The organism is Allosediminivita pacifica, from assembly GCF_003054175.1.
GTDB classification, from domain to species: Bacteria; Pseudomonadota; Alphaproteobacteria; order Rhodobacterales; family Rhodobacteraceae; genus Allosediminivita; species Allosediminivita pacifica.
This window is the reverse complement of record NZ_QBKN01000032.1, coordinates 20,027-41,103: the sequence shown is the minus strand read 5'-3', so window position 1 is coordinate 41,103 and position 21,077 is coordinate 20,027. Positions and strand designations below refer to the sequence as shown.

General features: G+C 68.2%; 19 protein-coding genes and 1 tRNA gene. 6 read left to right on the top strand and 14 right to left on the bottom strand.

All coding sequences use genetic code 11. The features are described from left to right. The first annotated feature begins 135 nt into the window (after positions 1-135). On the top strand, positions 136-1,317 hold the full coding sequence (locus C8N44_RS19605) for an ABC1 kinase family protein (protein ID WP_244641134.1): 1,182 nt from the start codon (positions 136-138) through the stop codon (positions 1,315-1,317). Here the strand turns inward: C8N44_RS19605 and hisG are convergent, their stop codons facing one another. From hisG to C8N44_RS19545, 12 genes are all read right to left on the bottom strand, one after another. Next, positions 1,318-2,013, bottom strand: a complete 696-nt coding sequence (gene hisG / locus C8N44_RS19600; RefSeq protein WP_107978457.1) for an ATP phosphoribosyltransferase — start codon at positions 2,011-2,013, stop codon at positions 1,318-1,320. It lies immediately after the preceding gene. Beyond that, positions 2,010-3,092, bottom strand: a complete 1,083-nt coding sequence (locus tag C8N44_RS19595; RefSeq protein ID WP_107978456.1) for an ATP phosphoribosyltransferase regulatory subunit — start codon at positions 3,090-3,092, stop codon at positions 2,010-2,012. Before C8N44_RS19595 ends, hisG begins: the two co-directional genes overlap by 4 nt. After that, positions 3,089-4,606 carry a histidine--tRNA ligase gene (gene hisS, locus C8N44_RS19590; protein ID WP_107978455.1) on the bottom strand — a complete coding sequence of 506 codons (1,518 nt, stop codon included), beginning with the start codon at positions 4,604-4,606 and terminating at the stop codon, positions 3,089-3,091. Before hisS ends, C8N44_RS19595 begins: the two co-directional genes overlap by 4 nt. 237 nt (positions 4,607-4,843) lie before the next feature. Further along, positions 4,844-6,745 (bottom strand): methyl-accepting chemotaxis protein, encoded by a 1,902-nt coding sequence (locus C8N44_RS19585; RefSeq protein ID WP_107978454.1) that lies wholly within the window; start codon positions 6,743-6,745, stop codon positions 4,844-4,846. Positions 6,746-6,891: 146 nt separating this feature from the next. Further along, positions 6,892-6,966, bottom strand: a tRNA-Glu gene (locus C8N44_RS19580). A 136-nt stretch (positions 6,967-7,102) separates the two neighbouring features. Then, a complete protein-coding gene (gene recJ / locus C8N44_RS19575; RefSeq protein ID WP_107978453.1) occupies positions 7,103-8,854 on the bottom strand; it encodes a single-stranded-DNA-specific exonuclease RecJ in 1,752 nt (583 codons plus the stop codon). 55 nt (positions 8,855-8,909) lie between these two features. Next, positions 8,910-9,884 carry a class II fructose-bisphosphatase gene (gene glpX / locus C8N44_RS19570; protein WP_107978452.1) on the bottom strand — a complete coding sequence of 325 codons (975 nt, stop codon included), beginning with the start codon at positions 9,882-9,884 and terminating at the stop codon, positions 8,910-8,912. An 82-nt stretch (positions 9,885-9,966) separates the two neighbouring features. Next, complete coding sequence (locus tag C8N44_RS19565) at positions 9,967-11,253, bottom strand: homoserine dehydrogenase (protein WP_107978451.1); 1,287 nt, start codon at positions 11,251-11,253, stop codon at positions 9,967-9,969. A 74-nt stretch (positions 11,254-11,327) separates the two neighbouring features. After that, positions 11,328-11,612 carry a hypothetical protein gene (locus tag C8N44_RS19560; RefSeq protein WP_107978450.1) on the bottom strand — a complete coding sequence of 95 codons (285 nt, stop codon included), beginning with the start codon at positions 11,610-11,612 and terminating at the stop codon, positions 11,328-11,330. 52 nt (positions 11,613-11,664) lie between these two features. Next, a complete protein-coding gene (locus tag C8N44_RS19555; RefSeq protein WP_107978449.1) occupies positions 11,665-12,078 on the bottom strand; it encodes a c-type cytochrome in 414 nt (137 codons plus the stop codon). Between the two features lie 132 nt (positions 12,079-12,210). Continuing rightward, entirely contained in the window at positions 12,211-12,894 is a 684-nt protein-coding gene (locus C8N44_RS19550) for an ABC transporter ATP-binding protein (RefSeq protein ID WP_107978448.1), read from the bottom strand. Next, positions 12,887-14,173, bottom strand: a complete 1,287-nt coding sequence (locus C8N44_RS19545; RefSeq protein ID WP_107978447.1) for a lipoprotein-releasing ABC transporter permease subunit — start codon at positions 14,171-14,173, stop codon at positions 12,887-12,889. Before C8N44_RS19545 ends, C8N44_RS19550 begins: the two co-directional genes overlap by 8 nt. A gap of 96 nt (positions 14,174-14,269) precedes the next feature. Between C8N44_RS19545 and C8N44_RS19540 the strand changes: the two genes are divergently transcribed. From C8N44_RS19540 to C8N44_RS19530, 3 genes are all read left to right on the top strand, one after another. Further along, positions 14,270-14,905 carry an NAD(P)-dependent oxidoreductase gene (locus C8N44_RS19540; RefSeq protein WP_107978446.1) on the top strand — a complete coding sequence of 212 codons (636 nt, stop codon included), beginning with the start codon at positions 14,270-14,272 and terminating at the stop codon, positions 14,903-14,905. A 121-nt stretch (positions 14,906-15,026) separates the two neighbouring features. Continuing rightward, on the top strand, positions 15,027-16,142 hold the full coding sequence (locus tag C8N44_RS19535) for a pyridoxal phosphate-dependent aminotransferase (protein ID WP_107978445.1): 1,116 nt from the start codon (positions 15,027-15,029) through the stop codon (positions 16,140-16,142). 129 nt (positions 16,143-16,271) lie between these two features. Beyond that, the gene (locus tag C8N44_RS19530) at positions 16,272-16,517 is read left to right on the top strand and encodes a histidinol phosphate aminotransferase (RefSeq protein WP_107978444.1); all 246 of its coding nucleotides are present in this window, start codon (positions 16,272-16,274) and stop codon (positions 16,515-16,517) included. A gap of 4 nt (positions 16,518-16,521) precedes the next feature. Here C8N44_RS19530 and C8N44_RS19525 read toward each other — a convergent pair whose 3' ends face one another. Further along, positions 16,522-17,763: a pyridoxal-phosphate-dependent aminotransferase family protein gene (locus C8N44_RS19525; protein WP_107978443.1), complete on the bottom strand. Its 1,242-nt coding sequence runs from the start codon at positions 17,761-17,763 to the stop codon at positions 16,522-16,524. 133 nt (positions 17,764-17,896) lie between these two features. On the opposite strand from C8N44_RS19525, the gene C8N44_RS19520 reads away from it, so the two are divergent. Together C8N44_RS19520 and C8N44_RS19515 are read left to right on the top strand one after the other, a co-directional pair. Then, positions 17,897-18,610 (top strand): phosphatase domain-containing protein, encoded by a 714-nt coding sequence (locus tag C8N44_RS19520; RefSeq protein WP_107978442.1) that lies wholly within the window; start codon positions 17,897-17,899, stop codon positions 18,608-18,610. Continuing rightward, on the top strand, positions 18,603-20,363 hold the full coding sequence (locus C8N44_RS19515; protein ID WP_244641135.1) for an ABC transporter ATP-binding protein: 1,761 nt from the start codon (positions 18,603-18,605) through the stop codon (positions 20,361-20,363). The genes C8N44_RS19520 and C8N44_RS19515 overlap by 8 nt, the downstream gene beginning before the upstream one ends. On the opposite strand, the gene C8N44_RS19510 is transcribed toward C8N44_RS19515, so the two are convergent. Then, positions 20,360-21,049 carry a glycosyltransferase gene (locus tag C8N44_RS19510; protein WP_107978441.1) on the bottom strand — a complete coding sequence of 230 codons (690 nt, stop codon included), beginning with the start codon at positions 21,047-21,049 and terminating at the stop codon, positions 20,360-20,362. The genes C8N44_RS19515 and C8N44_RS19510 overlap by 4 nt on opposite strands. Positions 21,050-21,077 lie beyond the last annotated feature (28 nt).

Here is a 21,077-nt window from a genome sequence, read left to right as displayed (position 1 = left end):
AAGCCCCCTGCCCCACGCGGTCGCCACGTTCCGACCGGCCGTTTCGGACGGGCCGCCCGGCTTGGTGGACTCACCGCCGGCCTGCTTGGTGGCGCGGCCTGGCAGGGGGCGTCCCACGCGGCGCGAGGCAAACCCTTGCAAGCGCGTGACCTGATGCTCACGCCCGGCAACGCTCGCCGCATCGCCCGGCAACTTGCGGGCATGCGCGGCGCCGCGATGAAGCTCGGGCAGCTCCTCTCAATGGAGACCGGCGACATGCTCCCGCCCGAGATTGCCGAGCCTCTGGCCCGCCTCCGCGCCAATGCAGATTTCATGCCGCCGAAGCAGCTGAAGACCGCCCTGGCCAGAAACTACGGGCCCGACTTTCTGAAGCGGTTTCATAAGTTCGACGTCTCGCCAATCGCCGCAGCCTCGATCGGGCAGGTCCACCGCGCGACGGCCCCCGACGGGCGAGATATGGCGCTCAAGATCCAGTATCCCGGCATCCGGCAGTCTATTGACGCCGACCTCGCCAATCTCGGCCTGCTTCTGCGGCATTCGGGGCTGCTACCTGCGGGCATCGACCTAGACCAGCTGCTGGACGAGGCAGCCCGGCAGCTGCATGACGAGGCAGATTATGCCCGCGAGGCGCGCTACACGACCCGCTTCGGGTCATTGCTGGCGGAGGATCCGGGTATGGCCGTCCCGCAGCACCACCCGGATTTCTCCACCGACGACATCCTCGCCATGAGCTTCATGCCCTCACGGCCCTTCGAGGTCCTGGAGACGGCGGATCAGGCCACACGCGACACCGCGATCACCCGCCTCTTCGACCTATTCCTGCGCGAGCTTTTCGACTGGCGGCTCGTCCAGACCGATCCGAACCTCGCCAACTATCGCTGGGCCCCCTCCGAGCAACGCATCGTGCTGCTCGACTTTGGGGCTGCCCGGGACGTGCCGGACGCGCATGTCTCGGGGCTTCGCGCCCTGCTCGCGGCCGCACTGGAGGCCGACCTCGACGGCATCGGCGTCGCCCTGGAAGACCTGGGCTACATCGGCCCGGCCACGCCTCCGGCTCTTCGCAAGGCGATCCTCGATCTAGCCACCAAGGCTCTGCCCATCATCACGCAAGAAAGCTTCGATTTCGCGGACAGCGCCTTTGCGGCGAACCTGCGGGACGAGGCCATGGCGCTCGGGCGCAGTATCGAGCAAACCGAGGTGCCGCCGGTCAGCCTGCTTCTCCTGCAACGCAAGGCGGCTGGGCTCTTCCTCACGGCGATCCGGATGCGCGCCCGCGTTCGGGTGCGCGATCTCGTTCAAAGCCGTATCGCGCGCTGATCACTCGGTGCCGAGACGCTCGCACAACTCCCGCAGCGCGTTCCAGTCCGCGGCATCGGGCTGCGCGATCCGGCTGCGGAACAACGTCGCCTGGCTGCGCAGGACGGGTTCCTCGGAGAGCACCTTCAGGTGATTGGCGCGCAACGTCTCGCCGGTCGAGGTGATGTCGGCAATGGCCTCGGCGGTCAGGTTCTTGACCGTCCCCTCGGTCGCGCCCTGGCTGTCCACGAGCCTGTAGTCCGCGACGCCGGCCCGATGCAGGTAGGCCCGCACCAGCCGATGATACTTCGTGGCGATCCGCATCGGGAACCCGTGCCGCGCCCGAAAGGCCGCCGCCGCCCCGTCGAGATCGTCGAGCGTGTCCACGTCCACCCAGCAAGCCGGGACGCCGATGATGAGGTCCGCGTGGCCAAAGCCCAGCTCGGCGAGCGGCTCCACCTTCTGGTCCCACTGTACGAGCTTTTCCTGCACCAGGTCGGTGCCGGTCACGCCAAGGTGGATGCGCCCGGCCGCCAATTCACGTGGAATCTCGCCCGCCGACAGCAAGACAAGCTCGACGCCGTCGATTCCCTCGACAGCCCCCGCGTATTCTCGCTCCGAGCCAACGCGCCGCAGACCGACACCACGCGCGCCAAACCAGTCGAAGGTCTTGTCCATCAGCCGCCCCTTGGACGGCACACCCAGCTTGACGCTCATGCCCCGCCCTCCAGATCGACGACCAGCCCTGCGCGGATCACGCCGCCCACCGCCGGGATCTCGGCCCCGCGACCAAGACGGCGGGTCAGGGCATCGTACCGGCCGCCCGTGGCGATCGGCGGCCAGTCCGGACGCCCCTCGGCCACGAAGCCGAAGACGAAACCGTCGTAGTACTCCATCGAAGACCGGCCGTAGCTGGCCTCGAACGACAGGCTCGCCACATCGACACCGCGCGCCTCGAGCGCGTCGCAGCGGCGCGCGAAACGTTCGACCGCAGGCACGATGGCGGGCATGTCCACGGCGATGTCGCGCAACTGCTCCAGCGCGAACTGGCAGGTCTCGGAGACCTTCAGAAGCGTTTCGAGCAGTTCCACCTGCTCGCGCGCAAGCGGGCCGTCGGCGGCCTCGGCGCGCAGGGCCGCGACACGTTCTGCGATCTCGTCCTCGCCCCTCAGCCCGATCACCGGCCCGGCATCCTTCATCGGATCCGTCGCCACCAGCAGCGCCTTGCGCGAGGGCGGCACCGGCACGCGGCCCGAGAAGCGGTCCAGCAGCGCCCGGAACCGACGGGGGCGCCAGAGATGCCGCATCAGCGCGGCCCGGCGCGCACTGGATGCGTCGAGCCCGTCGACCGCGGCCATCAGGATACCGATATCCCCGGTCACAGCCCGCAGCGGCAGGCCCTCGAGCATCTGGGAAAACAGCGCAAAGACCTCTGCATCGGATTCTGCAGCGTCGGTGCGATCAAAGACCTCGTAGCCGACCTGCTGGTATTCCGAGGCGCGCTCCGGATGCTCTTCCTGGCGGCGGAAGACCTCTCCGGCATAGGTATAGCGTGCAGGCTCCGCTCCCTGGGACATATGCATCTGCACCACCGGCACCGTGAAATCCGGCCGCAGCATGACCTCGCCCTGTACCGGATCACTGGTCACGTAGGCGCGGGTGCGGATGTCCTCTCCGTAGAGGTCCAGCAGGATCTCGGCCGGTTGCAGCACCGCGCAGTCCACCGGAAGCGCACCGGCGGCTTCGAACCGCGCGCGCAGCTCTGCGGCGCGGGCCTTGTTGGCGGCAAGCGTCATGAGTGCAGATCCAGGATCTCGCGGACCTTCGCGACCAGCTCGGACCGGGGCACCTCGTACTGGCTGGGCCGCTCTTTCCATTCCTCGAGGCTCGCGCCTTCGGCGAGCTTCGCACCGAGGATCAGGTCCTTGATCTGGATGACGCCGCGGTCCTTCTCGTCCCCGCCTTCGATCACCGCCACCGGGCTGCCGCGCCGGTCAGCGTATTTCATCTGGTTGCCGAAGTTCTTGGGATTGCCGAGGTAGACTTCGGCCCGGATGCCGGCCTGGCGCAGTTCCGACACCATCGCCTGGTAGTCGGCCATGCGGTCGCGATCCATGACGGTCACGACGACAGGCCCCTGGGCCGCGCTCGAAATACGGCCCTTCTCGCGCAGGGCAGCCAGCAGGCGGTCGACGCCGATGCTGACACCGGTGGCGGGGACGGCTTGACCGGTGAATCGCTTGACGAGATCGTCGTAACGTCCACCGCCCGAGACCGAGCCGAACTGGCGCTTGCGGCCCTTCTCGTCGAGAATCTCGAAGGTGAGCTCGGCTTCGAAGACCGGGCCGGTGTAATAGCCGAGGCCACGCACCACGGACGGGTCGATGACGATGCGGTCGGCCCCGTAGCCCTGTGCCTCGAGCAGTCCAGCGATCTGGGCCAGTTCGTCGACCCCCTCGGTGCCGATCTTGCTCTCCCCCACGGCGGTACGCAGATTGGCGAGCGTCTCCTCGGCGGTGTCGCCCTTGGAGGTCAGGAAGGCGATAACAGGCTCGATTTGCTGGGACGACAAGCCCACACCCTCAATGAAAGCGCCCGAGGAATCTCTTCGTCCCTCGCCCAATAGCTCCCGAACCCCACTCTCACCGACCTTGTCAAATTTATCGGCAGTACGGAGGATCGCGTCTTCCGTACCAGCGTCCCAAAGAGCTGCTAACTTGCTCTCGTCCTCAGAGGTCGCAGCGACGAAGCCTCCGACGATTTCGAGGATTCCGTTCAGGACCTTCCGGTTGTTCACCCGGATGATGTAGTCGCCGCGCGGGATGCCGACGTGTTCCAGGGTGTCCGAGAGCATCGCGCAGATCTCGGCGTCGGCGGCCACGCTGGCGGCGCCGACGGTGTCGGCGTCACACTGGTAGAACTGGCGGTAGCGGCCGGGGCCGGGCTTTTCGTTGCGCCAGACGGGACCCATGGCATAGCGGCGATAGGGCAGCGGCAGGTCGTTGCGGTGCTGGGCATAGACACGGGCGAGCGGCGCCGTCAGGTCGTAGCGCAGCGCCATCCAGCTGTCGTCCTCGTCCTGCCAGGCAAAGACGCCCTCGTTGGGCCGGTCGACGTCGGGAAGGAACTTGCCCAGCGCCTCGACGGTCTCGACCGCCGAGCTTTCGAGGGCGTCGAAGCCGTACCGATGGTAGACCTCGGCGATCTGGCGCAGCATCTCGGCCCGCTCGGTGACTTCCGGGCCGAAATAGTCTCGAAAGCCCTTTGGCGTCTGAGCCTTGGGGCGGGGCTGTTTCTTGTCTTTGGCCATGGTGTCGCACCGCTTGATCCGGGTCGCGCACCCTGTAGCGGCTCGGGATCGCCGGGGCAAGGCGAAGGCGCGGTCCGTCGAGGCGGGGACGCACGGGGTGTCCCGGGCCGGGACACTTCGCCACCATAGCAAATTCAATGACTTACAGAGACACTTTTACCAAGCCTTAACTTTTGTCCCGCGAAGCCGCTTGAGACAGGACCCCGCAGGCGGGCTCGCCGCCCCCCGGCTGACCACTCAGAAGTCCTGCCAGGTGCTCCCGCCACCACCGCTGGCCGTTGCCACCTTCGGTTGCGGCGCGGGCAGAAGCGGCACCGGGTCTACCTCCATCTCGCTTTCCCAGCCGGTCGCCTGCGATGCCGTGGGGCCGGCATCGTGCTCGATCACATTCTGGGGGAGGTCGCGGAGTTGGAAATGTGCCATGAGCCCGCTGAGAATGCCGGCATCCTCCTTCAGGGCCATGCTGGCGGCGGTGGTCTGTTCGACCATGGCGGCGTTCTGCTGCGTGACCTGGTCAAGCTGCGTCACACCGACGTTAATTTCCGAGATACCCGCTGACTGTTCCTTGGCACCATCCGCAATCCCGCGGATCAGTTCGGCCACCGACGTGACGCGCTTGACGATATCCTCGAGCGCCTCTCCGGTCCGGTGAACCTGCGTCACCCCGGCCTCCACGTGGCCCGAGCTTTCGTTGATCAACTGCGAGATCTCCTTGGCGGCATCGGAGGAGCGCTGCGCCAACGCCCTGACCTCGGAGGCGACGACGGCGAAGCCGCGTCCCGACTCGCCCGCGCGGGCAGCTTCGACCCCCGCGTTGAGCGCCAGAAGGTTGGTCTGAAAAGCGATATCGTCGATCAGGGAGATGATGCGCAGGATCGAATCCGAGGATTGCTTGATCTGGTCCATGACCCGAATCGATTGTTCGACCACCTCTCCGCTGTGTTCGGCGTTGGAACGCGCGGCATCCACGGCGGTGGCGACGCCGGCGGCGTTTTCCGAGGCCGAACCCACGCTTGCCGTCAGTTCGTCCATCGCAGCAGCGGTTTCCTCGAGCGTGGCGGCCTGGCTTTCGGTGCGTCGCGACAGGTCGACCGAGGCACTGCTGATCTCCTCGGCGCGGGAGTGGATCCCGCGCGCGTTCTCGACGACCGAAGTGATCAGTTCGTCGAGCGTCGTTACCGTCTCGTTGAAATCCTGCCGAAGGCCTTCGTACTCGGTCGGGAACTCGGTTTCGATCGTGTGGCTGAGATCGCCGCGCGACAACCGCTCCATGGCAGTGCGAAGTTCCGAGACCACGCGGGCCTGTTCAACCGATTCCCGTTCACGCTGGCGGGTGATCCCGTCCGATTCCCGGAGCCGGTCGCGAAAGCTGAGCAAGTCGCGTCCGAGGTGGCCGATTTCGTCCCGCCGCCGCGCGACGGGAATGTCCTGATCGTAGTCCCCCTCGGAGACTGCCCGCATCGACTCCATGAAGCGGGAAAGCGGTCGCGTCACCGACCGCGCCAGCATCGCAGAGACCGCGATCAGGGCGGCAACACCGATCGCCAGAGCCACGCTCACGAAGGCGCGCAGGTTGTCCATGCCCGCGCGAATATCCGACACGTAGTCACCGGTTGTCAGCACCACGCCCCAGGGTTCGAAGTGCCGGAAATAGCCCAGCTTTTCCTCGGGCACGTCCGAGCCCGGCTTGGCAAACCAGTAGCGCTGCGCGCCCTCGCCCTCGGCCAGGGCACGTTCGGTGATGACCTGCGTGATCCTCAACCCGTGGGAATCCGTCAGCCCGGACTGATCCTGCCCGACCAAGTCGGTGAGAATCGGGTGCATGAGCATCTGCATCTCTTCGTCCTGGATGACGAAGTAGCCGTTCCCCTCCGCCCCGAAGCGCATGGCCCCGATGAGCGAAAAGGCCTGTTCGCGCGCTTCAGCGGTCGGGATTTCGCCGGCCTCGGCCCGGGCATGGAAATCCTCCAGCACGCTCACGGCAATGTCCATGTTATCTGCGAGCGCCTCTTGGCGCATCTCGTAGGAGGCATCCACCATGTGCGAGAGCAGGAGGTACGACAGAGAGGCGGCGAGCGCCGCCGCCATGACCACGATCAGGTAGATCCTGAACGGAATTCGGTAAATCGCTTGAAGCATCCGCGGCGCCCATGAAGGAAAGGTCTCGGGGGCTTCTAGCGCAGGGGGCCTTAACGCAATGTTGCGCAGTCCCGAGACACGCCGCTTCGGTGTCGGGAATGACGTCGTGCAAAGCGACGAAATAGGCAAATTTTTACGGGGATAAGTGGTAGCCCGTAGGGGAATCGAACCCCTCTTTCCAGGTTGAAAACCTGGCGTCCTAACCGATAGACGAACGGGCCACGCTGTGGTGAGGGGCCTTCTAAGAAATACCGCCGGAGGGCGCAAGACAAAAATTCAGGAAATCGTCATCCCTTTTTCGCGACCTTGCGTAAGGTGGATTACCGCAAGTTTCCCAGTGGCTTGGGTGGCAGGTCGTCAAGCCGGCGGCTGCGCGGGCGCGGCATCGTCGAGACGCAGCTGCACGCTGCGGCGGCCGCCCCACTCGTTGACCTCGAGTCGGCCCGCGAGGTGGAATCGCCCGGCAGCCCCCGCGCTCAGCGCCTTACCCAGCGGGCCGTCAAAGGCGTTGAAGGCGATGGCATCGAGCTTTGCGCCCAGCCCGTCGTCCAGCGTCAGCTTGAGGTGCCCCGAGCCCACTTGCCGGGCATAGGCGACGCGTGCATCGGTGATGGCGAAACGCGGCGCGGAGGCGCCCTGCCCGTAGGGACCGGCGCGGTCGAGCTGTTCGACAAGGTCCACGTTGCAGGCGCCGGGCATCATCATGCCGTCGATGCGCAGGTCTGCCGGACCGGCGGTGCCGGCGCCCTGCTTGGCCAGAAGCTCGGTCAGGCGCTCCATGGCCGGTTCGAGCTGGTCCCGGGCGACGGTCAGGCCCGCGGCCATGCGGTGCCCCCCGCCCTTGAGCAGCGCGCCCTCGGCGGCAAGTTTCTGGATCGACGCGCCGAGGTCGACGCCCGCGACCGAGCGGCCCGAGCCCTTGCCCTCGCCCCCGTCGAGACCGATGACCACCGCCGGGCGGTTGGTGAGCTCCTTGAGGCGCGAGGCGACGATGCCGACCACGCCGGGGTGCCAGCCCTCGCCCGCCGCCCAGACGAGCGGCGCGTCGAGCCCGCGGGCTTCGGCCTGTTCGAGCGCGGCGGCGCGCACGGCGGCCTCGATCTCGCGCCGTTCGGTGTTGAGCTGGTCGAGCTTGTCGGCCAGCGCCCTAGCTTCGTGTTCGGAGGTGCAGGCCAGCAGGCGGGCACCCAGGTCGGCCTCGCCCACCCGGCCGCCGGCGTTCACGCGGGGGCCGAGGACGTAGCCGAGGTGATAGGCCGCGGGTGCGGTGTCGAGGCGCGCGACATCGGCGAGCGCCACGAGGCCCGGGCGGCTGCGCCGCCCCATGACCTTGAGTCCCTGCCGCACCAGCGCCCGGTTCACGCCGACGAGCGGCGCCACGTCGGCCACGGTGGCGAGCGCCACGAGGTCGAGCATGGACATGAGGTCGGGGCCCTTCGCGCCCGCCTCGCGCAGCTGGCGGCCTGCCTCGACCAGCATGAGGAAGACCACCGTGGCGGCGCAGAGATGGGCGAGATCGCCGCTTTCGTCCTGTCGGTTGGGGTTCACCACGGCATGACAGTCGGGCAGCGTCTCGCCGCCCAGGTGGTGGTCGAGCACGACGACCTCGGCCCCCTGCGCGGCGGCGATGGGCTCGTGGCTGAGGGTGCCGCAGTCGACGCAGAGGATCAGGTCGTGCCGCGCGGCGAGGTCGCGCATGGCGGGCACGTTGGGGCCGTAGCCCTCGTCGATGCGGTCGGGGATGTAGAGCGTGGCCTCGCGCCCCATGGCGCGCAGCCAGTCGATCAGCAGCGCGGCCGAGGCGCCGCCGTCGACGTCGTAGTCAGCGAAGATGGCGATGCGTTCGCGCCGCTTCACCGCCTGCAGGAAGCGCGCAGCGGCCTTTTCCATGTCGAGGAGCGACCGCGGGTCGGGCAGCAGATCCTTGAGGCGGGGCTCGAGGAAACCGTCAGCCGTCTCGGGCAGGACGCCGAGACGGGCGAGGACGGCGCAGAGCGGACGCGGCAGGTCGCAGGCCTGAAGCAGAGCTTCGGCCTGCCGGTCATGCTCGGGGGCCGGGCCGATCCAGCGGCGCCCGGTCAGGGACTGTTCGACGCCGAGAAAGCTCACGGCGCCTCCGGCGCACCTTGTCGCATTTGCATGGGCACGCCGGCGGGCCCTCCGATCAGGTGCTGTGCTGGAAAGGGTTGCGGTAGATCACGCGGCGGACCGAGCCGGTCTTGGAGCGCATCAGGATGGTCTCGGTGGTGATCCAGCCGACCTCGCGCTTGAGGCCCGGCACGAGCGAGCCGTTGGTGACGCCGGTGGCGGCGAAGATCACGTGATCGGTGACCATGTCGTCGCGGCGGTAGATCTTGTCGAGATCGCTGATCCCGGCCTTGGCGGCGCGGCCCTTCTCGTCGTCGTTGCGGAACAGGAGCCGGCCGAAGATCTGCCCGCCCATGCACTTGAGCGCCGCGGCAGCAAGCACGCCCTCGGGCGCGCCGCCGGAGCCCATGTACATGTCGATGCCGGTCACCTGCGGTTCGGCGCAGTGCATGACGCCGGCCACGTCGCCGTCGGTGATGAGCCGGATCCCGGCGCCGGTGGCGCGGACCTCGGCGATCATCTCCTCGTGGCGGGGCCGTTCGAGAATGCAGACGGTGATGTCACGCTCTTCGCAGCCCTTTGCCTTGGCCAGAGCGGTGACGCGCTCGGAGGGTGACATGTCGAGCGAGACCACGCCCTCGGGGTAGCCCGGCCCCACGGCCAGCTTGTCCATGTAGACATCGGGAGCGTGCAGCATCGAGCCGCGCGGGCCCATGGCGATCACGGTCAGCGCGTTGGGCATGTCCTTGGCGGTGAGCGTCGTGCCCTCGAGCGGATCGAGCGCGATGTCCACGCCCGGGCCGTTCCCGTTGCCGACCTCTTCGCCGATGTAGAGCATCGGCGCCTCGTCGCGCTCGCCCTCGCCGATGACGACCACGCCTTTGATGTCGAGCAGGTTCAGCTGCTCGCGCATGGCGTTGACCGCGGCCTGGTCGGCGGCCTTCTCGTCGCCGCGACCGACCCATTCGGCGCTGGCGATGGCGGCCTGTTCCGCGACCCGGGCAAGGCCCAGTGAAAGCATGCGGTCATTGAAATCTGTGGGGGTCGACATGGGAAAATCCTTCAAATGGCCACTTGCTGCGATCTAGCCCGCTGCCGTGCCGCGTTACAAGAGCGGCACGGCCGATATCCGCTCAGACCTGTTCGATGCGCAGCACGACCGGCTCGCCGGAGACCACTCCGGTGGCAGGCAGCGCCGAAATGGCGTCGTCGAGCGCGGCGCGCGTCGTCTTGTGGGTGACGATCAGGACCGGCGCGGTGTTCTCGTCGTGGCGGTACTGACGCATGCGGTTGATCGAGATCCCCGCCTCGCCCAGCACGGTGGCGACCCGCGCCAAGGCACCCGGTTTGTCCAGCAGCGACATCCGCAGGTAATAGGGCGCCGAGGTCGTGGCGCGGGCGGGCGTGCAGGGCTTCAGCGAGGTGGCGGGCTGACCGAAAGTCGAGAGCCGCGTGCCGCGTGCGATGTCGAGAATGTCGCCCATCACGGCGCTCGCCGTGGGCCCCTCGCCCGCACCGGCGCCGCGCATGACGATCTGGCCGACCTGGTCGCCCTCGACCACCACCATGTTGGTGCCGCCCGACAGCTGACCCAGCGGTGAGGTCGCGGGAACGAGGCAGGGCGCCATGGTCTGTTCGAGACCGCGCCCGGTCATGCGGCTGACGCCCAGCAGCTTGATGCGGAAGCCCATGTCGCCGGCCTGGCGGATGTCCTCGATGGTGACGCGACCGATGCCTTCGAGCTCCACCGCCTCGAAGTTGACCTGCGTGCCGTAGGCGATGGAGGCGAGCAGCGCGAGCTTGTGGCCCGCGTCGATGCCGCCGACGTCGAGCTCGGGGTCGGCCTCGAGGAAGCCGAGGCTGTCTGCCTCCTCAAAGGCCTGCTGGTAGGTCAGCCCCGCCTCTTCCATGCGGGTCAGGATGTAGTTGCAGGTGCCGTTCATCACGCCCATGACGCGCAGGATGTCGTTGCCGGCAAGCCCCTCGGTCAGCGCCTTGATGATCGGGATGCCGCCAGCGACGGCGGCCTCGAAGCGCAACACAGCGCCCTTGGTCTCGGCCAGTTCGGCAAGGGACTGACCGTGGTAGGCCAGCAGCGCCTTGTTGGCGGTCACCACGTCCTTGCCGGCGTTGAGCGCAGCCTCGGTCGCGGCCTTGGCAGGACCGTCGCTGCCGCCCATGAGTTCGACGAAGACGTCGATGTCGTCACGGGTGGCCAGCGCTACCGCGTCGTCTTCCCAGGCGTAGTCCGAGAGGCTGACGCCGCGGTCCTTGTCGCGGTTGCGGGCGGCGACGGCGCTGATCTCGACATGGCGGCCGCTGCGGTCGGCAAGGAGTTGGGCCTTCTGCCGGACGATCTTGACGACCCCGGCACCGACGGTGCCCAGACCCGCGATTCCAAGGCGCAAAGGTTCCGTCATGCTGTCCCACTCCTGTGCTTGTTGGTCTTGGCGGGCTTAGCCCCCCCGCCCCGGATGTGCAACGCCACGCGCGGTCAGGAGGCGTCGACACCGGCATCGAGGCGCGATCGCGCATCAGGATCGATCACTTCGCCCCTCAGCGCATCCGCACGGCGGCGCAGCGCCTCGGTCCGCGCATCCACCCCCTCGGCCACCTCGGGCGTCGCCCGGGGCGGCGGGGCATCCAGCAGCCCCGAAAGCGGCAGCAGTTCCGGATAGGGTGCCTCGGACACGCCGGGGGTCGCCGTCGCGTCGAGCTCCGGGAACTGGGTGCAGGCGCAGAGGCCGAGCACCCCTGCGAGGGCGGAAAACTGGCGCATGGCGGCTCCTTGTAGCCCCTTGATGCCCCAGCGGCGGGGGCACGGCAAGGCGTCAGGGCGCGGTCTGGATGCTCTCGAGATACTCCAGCAGCGCCACCATGCGGCGCGGCGTGGGCGTCTGCGTGCCGTCACCGGTGTCGAGCGGGATCAGGTCCCCCTGCAGCAGCGCCCCGAACTCGGGCATGCCCGGGCCGTCGTAGGCCTCGTGGGTATAGCCGTCGATCTTGGACAGAACCTGAGCGCGCGGGAAGGTCCCGTCGTTGCGCGCGGCGATGCGGGTGAGGTCGGCGGCGGCGAGCCCCATCTCCTCGGCCAAGTCACCGCCACCGGTGCCCGAGGGCCCGTGACAGGCGGCGCAGTACTGCATGTAGAGCGCGCGGCCGTCCTGCGGCTGGGGCATCTCGGCCTGGGTGCAGGCGACGAGGGCAAGCGCCCCGGCGCAGGCGGCGGTCATGATCCTGTACATCTTGATCCTCCCTCTCGTGTCATCATGTCTGGCCGGCAGGATCTCAGGCGCCGACCGATGTCGCCTTGACCTGAATCACGCCGGTAGCAGACGGAAACAGGGGGCAGAAGGTCGCGCGGCGCACCTTTGCCGTCAGGCCTCGCGCAGGTGGCCGGTTTCCAGGTGCAGCCGCCGGTCCATGCGCGCGGCAAGCTCGAGGTTGTGCGTGGCGATGAGGGCCGAGAGCCCCGTCTCGCGCACAAGCGTCATCAGCGCGGCGAAGACCCGGTCCGATGTCTCGGGGTCGAGGTTGCCGGTGGGCTCGTCCGCCAGCAGCAGCTTCGGCGTGTTGGCCATGGCCCGGCAGAAGGCGACGCGCTGCTGTTCACCGCCCGAAAGCGCCGCGGGACGGTGATCGGCACGCGGCAGCACGCCAACGATGTCGAGCAGCTCCTTCGCGCGGGTTTCGGCCGCGCGGCGCGGCGTGCCGTCGGCGAGCTGCGGCAGGACCACGTTCTCGAGCGCGGTGAACTCGGGCAGCAGGTGGTGGAACTGGTAGACGAAGCCCACGGCGCCGCGGCGCACCCGGGTGCGGTGGCGGTCGGCGGCATCCTGCATGGGCTCGCCCGCGATCTCGACGCGGCCGCTGTCGGGCTGGTCGAGCAGGCCCGCGATGTGCAGCAGGGTCGACTTGCCCGCGCCGGAGGGCGCGACCAGCGCCGTCACCTCGCCCCGGGCGATCTCCAGATCGACGCCGCGCAGGACATGCACCTCGCCGGGCAGGCCGCGCTTGTAGGCCTTCTCGATGCCGCTCAGCTTCAGGACGGTCTCACTCATAGCGCAGCGCCTCCACCGGGTTCAGCCGCGCCGCGCGGCGGGCGGGAAAGATTGTGATGACGAAGCTGAGCCCCAGCGAGAGGGCCACCGCGCTGGCGAGGTCCCCCCAGCGCAGTTCGGCCGGCGGGAAGAAGAAACCCGAGCGTTCCAGCGCATCGCGCCCGCTGCCGGTGACAAGGTCGACCACGGCATAGACGCTTTCGATGTTGAGCGAGAAGAGCACGCCCAGCGCCACGCCCGCGACGGTGCCGATCACTCCGATCGAAGCGCCGACGATGAAGAAGACGCGCATGATCGCGCCCTCGGTCAGGCCGACGGTGCGCAGGATGCCGATGTCGCGGCCCTTGTTCTTCACCAGCATCACCAACCCCGAGATGATGTTCATGGTCGCGATGAGCACAAGGATGGCGAGCAGGATGAAAAGCGCGTTGTCCTGCATGGCGATGGCCTGCAACGCCGCGCCCGAGGCGTCCTGCCAGGTCCAGATGAGCGTGCCCGCACCCGCGGCCTGCTGGATCGGCCCGGTGAGCGCGCCGACCTCCTCGGGGTTCGACACGATCACCTCGAGCTCATCCGCGGCCCCCTCGCGGTTGAAGTAGAGCTGCGCCTCGCCGAAGGGCATGTAGACCCGTGTGCGGTCGATATCGAGCCGCCCGGCGGTAAAGACGTAAGTGACCTCGTAGGCCTTGATCCGCGGGCTGGTGCCGAAGGCGGTCTTGACCCCGTCGGGCGAAATCAGCCGCACGTCGTCGCCCACGTCCACGCCCAGTTCGCGCGCCACACCCGAGCCGATGGCGATGCCCTCGCCGAAACGCGAAAGATCCCCGCGCCCGGTCTCGGGGTCGGCAACGGCCGGGATGTCGGAGAGATCCTCCGGCGCGATGCCGAAGACCTCGACGCCCGCGTTGCGGCTGTTTGCCGCCGCCATGACCTGCCCCTTCACCAGCGGTGCGACGCGGGTGACGCCGGACACTTCGGAGACACGGACTGCCATTTCGTCGTAGTCGGGGATGAGCCGCACTGTCTGCCCCGCCTCGTCGCGGCTGCTCGTCGGGTAGACGGTGACATGGGCGTTGGCGCCCAGGATCGTGTTCACGAACTCGGTCCGGAACCCCGAGCGCACCGCCAGCGTCGCCACCAGCGCAAAGACCGCGAGGGTGATGCCGATGAGGCTGATCCAGGTCATGACACTGACCCCGCCCTCGGCGCGGCGGGCGCGCAGATAGCGCCAGGCGATCATCCACTCGAAAGGCGCGAAGGGTGGCGGGGTGCGGGACATGGAGGCCTCTTTTCGGAATTCGCGCGAAACTGGCCTGTCGCCACCGGGGGGTCAACCTATGTCGAGGGGCAGGACCAGCACGTTCGGAGGTGACCCATGCACATCCTGGTGATCGGAGCGAGCCGCGGCATCGGGCGCGCGGCGGTGGGCGAAGCCCTGCGGCGCGGCCACAGCGTGCGCGCTTTCTCGCGCAGCGCAGACAACATCGCGCCGGAACGCGGGCTCGAACCCTTCGCAGGCGATGCCACCGACCCCGCGGACGTCGCCCGCGCGCTCGAGGGCACCGACGCGGTGATCCTCGCGCTCGGCATCAACGAGAGCTTTTCCATGCTCTGGCAGGAAGTGACGCTTTTCTCGGACGCGACATCGGTCCTGATCCCGCTGATGGAATCGCAGGGCCCCGACCGGCTTGTCTGCGTGACAGGGATCGGCGCGGGCGACAGCCGGAGCGCGCTGAGCAGCGTCGAGCGGCTGGGCCATTCGGTGATCTTCAGCAAGCCCTACGCCGACAAGACCCGTCAGGAAGAGATGATCCGCGCCTCGGCCCTGCGGTGGACGCTGGTACGGCCGGTGATCCTGACCAACGGCAGCGCGACGCACCGCTACAAGGTGCTGACCGATCCCGCGGACTGGCGCATGGGGCTCATCAGCCGGTCGGACGTGGCGCATTACCTCGTCTCCGCGCTCGAAGACGACACAACCGTCGGAACCGCGCCGGTCATCACCCGCTGAACCGCATGACGGGCCCTCTTGCGCCCGTCGAAACCTTCCGGCAAGGCCGCCACTCTATGACCCTTCCGCAGCGGCGACAGATCGTCGTTGCGCCATCCCAGAGTTGCTGCATATTTCATCCATGACCGGCCCCCGCTTCACCGACCTGATCGCCCGCCTTCCCGAAACCGTGCCCTTCGTCGGCCCCGAGGGCATGGAGCGCGACCGCGGTGCGCGGTTCTCGGCCCGGCTCGGCGCGAACGAATCCGTCTTCGGCCCTTCGCCCTTTGCCATCGCCGCCATGCAGGACGAGGCCGCCGACGTCTGGAAATATGCCGACGCCACGCAGCACGACCTGAAGGGTGCCCTGTCGGAACGTCTGGGGTGCGCGCCCGAGAACCTCGTGATGGGCGGCGCGGGCATCGACGGCCTGCTGGGCAACCTCGTGCGGCTGCTGGTGGCGCCCGGCGACGCGGTGGTGACTTCGGAGGGCGCCTACCCCACCTTCAATTACCACGTGGTGGGCTTTGGCGGAGAGCTGCACAAGGTGCCCTACCGCGACGACCGCGAGGATGCCGAGGCGCTTTTCGCCAAGGCCGCCGAGGTCGACGCGAAAATCGTCTACCTTGCCAATCCCGACAACCCGATGGGCAGCTGGCACGAGGGCCAGGGGCTTGAACGCGCTCTGGCCGCTCTTCCCGAGGGCTGCATCCTTGCTCTGGACGAGGCCTATATCGAATTCGCCCCCGAGGGCACGGCCCTGCCGGTGGCCTTCGACGATCCGCGCGTGATCCGTTTCCGCACCTTCTCCAAGGCCTACGGCATGGCGGGCGCACGGGTGGGCTATGCCATCGGCGCGCCGGGGCTGATCCGCGCCTTCGACCGGGTCCGCAACCACTTCGAGATGAACCGCCCCGCGCAGGTCGGCGCGCTGGCCGCGCTCGACGACGACACCTGGCTGGAGGAGGTCCTGCGCCTTGTCGAAGAGGCCAAGGCGCGCATAGGCGAGATCGCCATCGAAAACGGGCTCGTCCCCCTGCCCTCGGCCACCAATTTCGTGGCCATCGACTGCGGGCGGGACGGCGATTTTGCGCGTAAGGTCCTCAGTGCGCTTCTGGACGAGGGGATCTTCGTGCGGATGCCCGGCGTGGCGCCGCTGGACCGCTGCATCCGGATCTCGGCCGGCACGCCCGCCGACCTCGATGCCCTTGCAACCGCCCTGCCGCGCGCGCTCATGCGTGCTCAGGAAGCGGGCTGAGAAGGGCACTGCTGCCCCGTCTTGCGGCAATCGCGGGGGCGGGGCACATTTGATTTGCCGCGCGGTGCAGCCTTTCTGCCCGCCGCGTCGTTAGGACCTCGTATAGAGACCTGTCGGAGGATCATTCCGATGAACAGCCAGTTCCCGGGACGCGTGGAGGACTATACCCGCGCCTGCCTTGTCCTGATCTTTGTCAACCTGCTCTGGGTCTTCGCGCTGATCTGGGCAACATGGGGTTTCTTTCCCGTCCTGCTGCTGGCCGTGGTGCTGAACCACGCGATCACGCGTCTCGGGCCGATCCGCGCGCGGCGGCAGCGCGAGGTCATCCGCCGCGGCAAGGGCCGGCCGGATCGGACCGAGACCCCGCGCGGCTAGGCGCTCACTCGGCGGCGGTGTCCTGCCAGTCCGGCTGCTCGGCGGCCATGCTCGCCTCGGCCACGACCTCGGCCGCCGCGGCGACGCCGCCCGGGGCGTGGGGGATCGACAGCGCCTTGAGCCCCGCCTCGACCGTGCCCAGCAGGCCCAGCACCATGTGCGCGTTGACGTGGCCCATGTGGCCGAAGCGGAAAAAGCCGGTGCCCTTTGGGTCGTCGGGCTCGGACATGCCGAGGCCGATGCCCAGCACCACGCCCGTCTGCCGGTCGGTCCATTCCCGCAGTTTCGATCCCAGCGGCGCACCGAGACGCAGGGCCGTCACCGCGTGGCTGCGCTGCGCCGGATCGGCGATATTGAGCCGCATCGGCCCGTCCTCGCCCCAGCGCTCGGCCGCGGCCCAGATCGCGCGGGCCAACGTCGCGTGCCGGCGCCAGATCGCCTCCAGCCCCTCTCCCCCGATCAGGTCGAGCGAGGCGCGCAGGCCATAGAGGTGATGCGTCGGCGCGGTGCCGCCGAAGTACTGGTAGAAGGCTTCCGGGTCCGAGCGTGGGGACCAGTCCCAGTAGCGGCTGACGCGCGGCAGGCGGGCGCGGGCCTCGGCGGCGCGGTCGTTGAAGAAGACGAAGGACAGGCCCGGCGGCACCATCAGCCCCTTCTGCGAGCCCGTCACCATGAGGTCGGCGCCCCAGGCGTCCATCTCGAAACGGTCGCAGCCGAGCGAGGCGATGCAATCGACCATAAGCAGCGCCGGGTGGCCGGCATCGTCGAGCGCCGCCCGGACAGGCGCGATCTCGCTCCGGACGGAGCTGGAGGTGTCGACGTGCACGACCAATACGGCCTTGATCTCGTGGGCGGTGTCGGCGCGCAGGCGCTCGGCCACGCGGTCGGGATCGACGGGCGACTGGCGGCCGAAATCCATGACCTCGGTCTCGATCCCGAGGCAGTCGGCCATCTCGGCCCAGCCGTGACCGAAGCGGCCGTTGGCGCAGACCAGCACCTTGTCGCCCGGCGCGACGGTGTTCGACAGCGCCGCTTCCCAGGCGCCGTGGCCGTTGGCGATGTAGATCGCGACCTTGCCATTGGTGCGGGCCACGGCCTTGAGTTCGGGGATCATCCCGTCGACCAGATCGGGCAGCGCGCCCTCGTAGATGTTGGGCGCCGCACGGTGCATCGCCTGCAGCACCGCGTCGGGAATCACCGAGGGGCCGGGAATGGCAAGGTAGGTGCGTCCATGGGCCAGCGACATCTCGTTCTCCTTCGCAGCGCCGCGAGATGGCGGCCTGCCCGTAATACGCCTGAAGCCCGCTCCGTCAATGGCGCGCTTGCCAGCCTTGGCCCATCCGGATAGACCGCCCGCTCGAGACAACAGGAAGCGTGCCATGCTGCCGAAACTCTGGTCGCGGCTCGACAAGGCCGAGCGGCGCGTCCGCCGCTCCTTCGGGACCGACATCACGGATCCGTCCGCGCGCCGCTGGTCGCGCTTCCACTACCACGTGTTCGACCACGCCTTCCTGCGGACCTTCTGGACCAATTTCTGGCAGGTGGCACCGGGTGTCTGGCGGTCGAACCAGCCCACCCACGCACGGTTCGAGAAGTACGCCGCCATGGGCATCCGCACGGTGGTGAACCTGCGCGGGGAGGACAAGCGCGCGCACTATCTCTTCGAGGAAGAGAGCTGCCGCAAGCTGGGGCTTAAGCTGGTCAACGCGAAGCTCTGGGCGCGCAAGGCGGCCCCGCGGTCCCGTCTCCTGGGCGTGCTTGACGCGCTGCGCGCCGCCGAGAAGCCGTTGGTCTTCCATTGCAAGTCGGGCGCGGACCGGGCCGGCTTCGTCGCGGCGATGTACCTCATGATCTTCGAGGACCTGCCGGTGCAGGTCGCCCGCAAGCAGCTCGGCCTCAAGTACATCCACCTCAAGAATACCAAGACCGGGGTCCAGGACTACATCCTCGACATCTACGAGGCGCGGCTGGCGTACGGCGAGATCGGGTTCGAGGACTGGATCCGCCGGGAATACCGTGCCAATCCCATTCAGGCGGGTTTCGTGGAGCGCCGCACACCCGCTGAGATCGCGAAAGAGCTGAAGCTTGACTGACGAGACGAGCCGCCCACCCCGCGACCTGTTCCTCTGGCTGTGGCGGAACTACCTGATCCGCCACTGGAAGATCATGGCCGTGGCCATGGTCTTCATGTCGATCGAGGGCGGCATGTTCGGCATGCTGAGCTGGATCATGAAGCCGATGTTCGACCAGGTGCTTGTCGGCGGCAATGCCTCGGCGCTGATCTGGGTCGGACTCGCGGTGCTGGCCATCTTCAGCGCACGCGGCGTGGCGAGCGTCATCCAGAAGGTGCTGCTGACGCGGCTCTCGCAGCTCAGCCTGGCCCACATCCGCAACGACATGCTGAGCCATCTGCTGACGCTGGACGTGTCCTATCACCAGGTTCACGGACCCGGCCACCTGATCCAGCGGGTCGAAGGCGACGTGGGCGCGATCCAGAAGGTCTGGAACGCCATCATTACCGGGGCCGGGCGCGACGTGATCGCGCTCGTTTCACTCTTCGGGGTCGCCATGTCGATCGATGCGCTCTGGACGCTGATCGCGCTTGTCGGCGTGCCGCTCCTGATCCTGCCTGCAGCGGTGTTGCACCGCTTCGTGCGCGGCAACGCCCGGCGCACGCGCGATATCGCGGCAGGGCTTTCCGACCGGCTGAACGAGGCCTTCCTCGGCGTGATCCCGGTCAAGCTGAACCGGCTGGAACGCTACCAGAGCGACCGCTACCAGGCCCTGACGGACGAACGTGTGCGGATGGAGACGCTCTCGACCGCGGGCACGGCCTCGCTTCCGGCGCTGATCGACATCATGTCGGGGGTGGGCTTTCTTGCCGTGCTCTGGCTCGGCGGCGGCGAGATCATCTCGGGCGAGAAGACCGTGGGCGACTTCATGTCCTTCTTCACTGCCGTCGGCCTCGCCTTCGAGCCGCTGCGCCGGCTTGGCAACGTGTCGGGCGTCTGGCAGGTGGCCGCCGCCAGCATCGAGCGCATCCGCGAGATCCTCGAAACCCGCCCTGCCCTGCGCGACCCCGACCACCCGGTCAAGGCGCCCGAGGGCGTGCCGGACATCGCCCTGCGCGACGTGCGGCTCAACTACGGCGGGATGCCGGTCCTGCAGGGGCTGAGCCTCGAGGCCCCGGCTGGCAAGACCACCGCCCTTGTCGGTGCGTCGGGCGCAGGCAAGTCAACGGTCTTCAACCTGCTGACACGGCTCGTGGACCCCGACAGCGGCGAGGTCATGATCGGCGGCTGCCGCGTCGGCGACATGCGCCTTGCCGACCTGCGCGGCATGATCTCCGTGGTGAGCCAGGATGCGCTGCTCTTCGACGAAACCCTGCGCGAGAACATCCTGCTGGGCTCCGAGGACGTCTCGGAGGAACGGCTCCAAACCGCGCTCGATGCGGCGCATGTGACCGATTTCCTGCCGCGGCTCGAAAAGGGCCTGGATTCGCCCGTCGGCCCCCGCGGCAGCAGCCTTTCCGGCGGTCAGCGACAGCGTGTGGCCATTGCCCGCGCGATCCTTCGCGATACTCCGATCCTGCTTCTGGACGAGGCTACAAGTGCGCTCGACACGCATTCCGAGGCCATCGTGCAGGCGGCACTGGAACGGCTCAGCGTGGGCCGCACGACGTTGGTGATCGCGCACCGCCTGTCCACCGTGCGCAACGCCGACAACATCATCGTGCTCAACAACGGGCAGGTGGTGGAACAGGGCACCCATTCCGATCTGGTCGCCCGCGGCGGCGCCTATGCCGACCTGCAGCGGCTTCAGCTTCAGGACAGCCCCGAGGACTAGCGCCGGTAGCGGGCCGCCAGTCTTTCCGGATCGCGCCCGGCAAGGTAGCCCGTCAGCGTCGAGAGATTGCGCCCGCCCCGTCGCAGCCACCCCTGCCTGCGGTATTTCTCGGCGCTCGTGGTCGCCACGCCCTGCAGGGGCCGCAGGCTGCGGCCGAGCCTGCGGGCCAGCGCCACGTCCTCCATCAGCGGGATGTCGGGATAGCCGCCGGCGGCTTCGTAGGTTGCGCGATCGATCAGCAGACCCTGGTCGCCATACGGCAGGTTGAACAGCCGCGACCGCAGGTTGGCCCAGCCGGCGACCGCGCGCGGCGCCATGCCATCGGCATCGAAGCGCAGGCGCCAGTACCAGGCGCCGGGCGCATCGAGTACGCCGTCGACCTCGTCCGACCAGCGCGGCGGCAACACGGTATCGGCGTGCAACACCAGCAGCCATTCGGCGTCGGCCGCGGCGGCCACGCCCCGGCACAACTGGCCACCGCGTGAGGGCGCCCCCGTCACGATCCGGGCCCCCGCTTCCTCCGCAATATCAAGCGTGCGGTCGCGTGATCCGCCGTCGCTGACGACCAGCGAGCGAATCAGTCCCGCCGAAAGCCCCTCGAAGAGGGCGTTCAGCGCAACGGGAAGCACGGTCTCCGCGTTGAGAGTTGGAATGATGACGGAAATCGGGGCGCGCGTTCGGGGCAAGTGATGGCCTGTAAGCTGGTCTCCGACG

Coding starts and splice junctions, on each gene's coding strand:
- C8N44_RS19530 (WP_107978444.1), top strand. CDS start 16,272: ATGAACAGCCAGTTCCCGGGACGCGTGGAGGACTATACCCGCGCCTGC.
- C8N44_RS19595 (WP_107978456.1), bottom strand. CDS start 3,092: ATGACGCTTGCCGCCAACAAGGCCCGCGCCGCAGAGCTGCGCGCGCGG.
- C8N44_RS19520 (WP_107978442.1), top strand. CDS start 17,897: ATGCTGCCGAAACTCTGGTCGCGGCTCGACAAGGCCGAGCGGCGCGTC.
- C8N44_RS19585 (WP_107978454.1), bottom strand. CDS start 6,745: ATGCTTCAAGCGATTTACCGAATTCCGTTCAGGATCTACCTGATCGTG.
- hisS (WP_107978455.1), bottom strand. CDS start 4,606: ATGGCCAAAGACAAGAAACAGCCCCGCCCCAAGGCTCAGACGCCAAAG.
- C8N44_RS19560 (WP_107978450.1), bottom strand. CDS start 11,612: ATGCGCCAGTTTTCCGCCCTCGCAGGGGTGCTCGGCCTCTGCGCCTGC.
- hisG (WP_107978457.1), bottom strand. CDS start 2,013: ATGAGCGTCAAGCTGGGTGTGCCGTCCAAGGGGCGGCTGATGGACAAG.
- C8N44_RS19550 (WP_107978448.1), bottom strand. CDS start 12,894: ATGAGTGAGACCGTCCTGAAGCTGAGCGGCATCGAGAAGGCCTACAAG.
- C8N44_RS19525 (WP_107978443.1), bottom strand. CDS start 17,763: ATGTCGCTGGCCCATGGACGCACCTACCTTGCCATTCCCGGCCCCTCG.
- C8N44_RS19565 (WP_107978451.1), bottom strand. CDS start 11,253: ATGACGGAACCTTTGCGCCTTGGAATCGCGGGTCTGGGCACCGTCGGT.
- C8N44_RS19535 (WP_107978445.1), top strand. CDS start 15,027: ATGACCGGCCCCCGCTTCACCGACCTGATCGCCCGCCTTCCCGAAACC.
- glpX (WP_107978452.1), bottom strand. CDS start 9,884: ATGTCGACCCCCACAGATTTCAATGACCGCATGCTTTCACTGGGCCTT.
- C8N44_RS19540 (WP_107978446.1), top strand. CDS start 14,270: ATGCACATCCTGGTGATCGGAGCGAGCCGCGGCATCGGGCGCGCGGCG.
- C8N44_RS19545 (WP_107978447.1), bottom strand. CDS start 14,173: ATGTCCCGCACCCCGCCACCCTTCGCGCCTTTCGAGTGGATGATCGCC.
- C8N44_RS19555 (WP_107978449.1), bottom strand. CDS start 12,078: ATGTACAGGATCATGACCGCCGCCTGCGCCGGGGCGCTTGCCCTCGTC.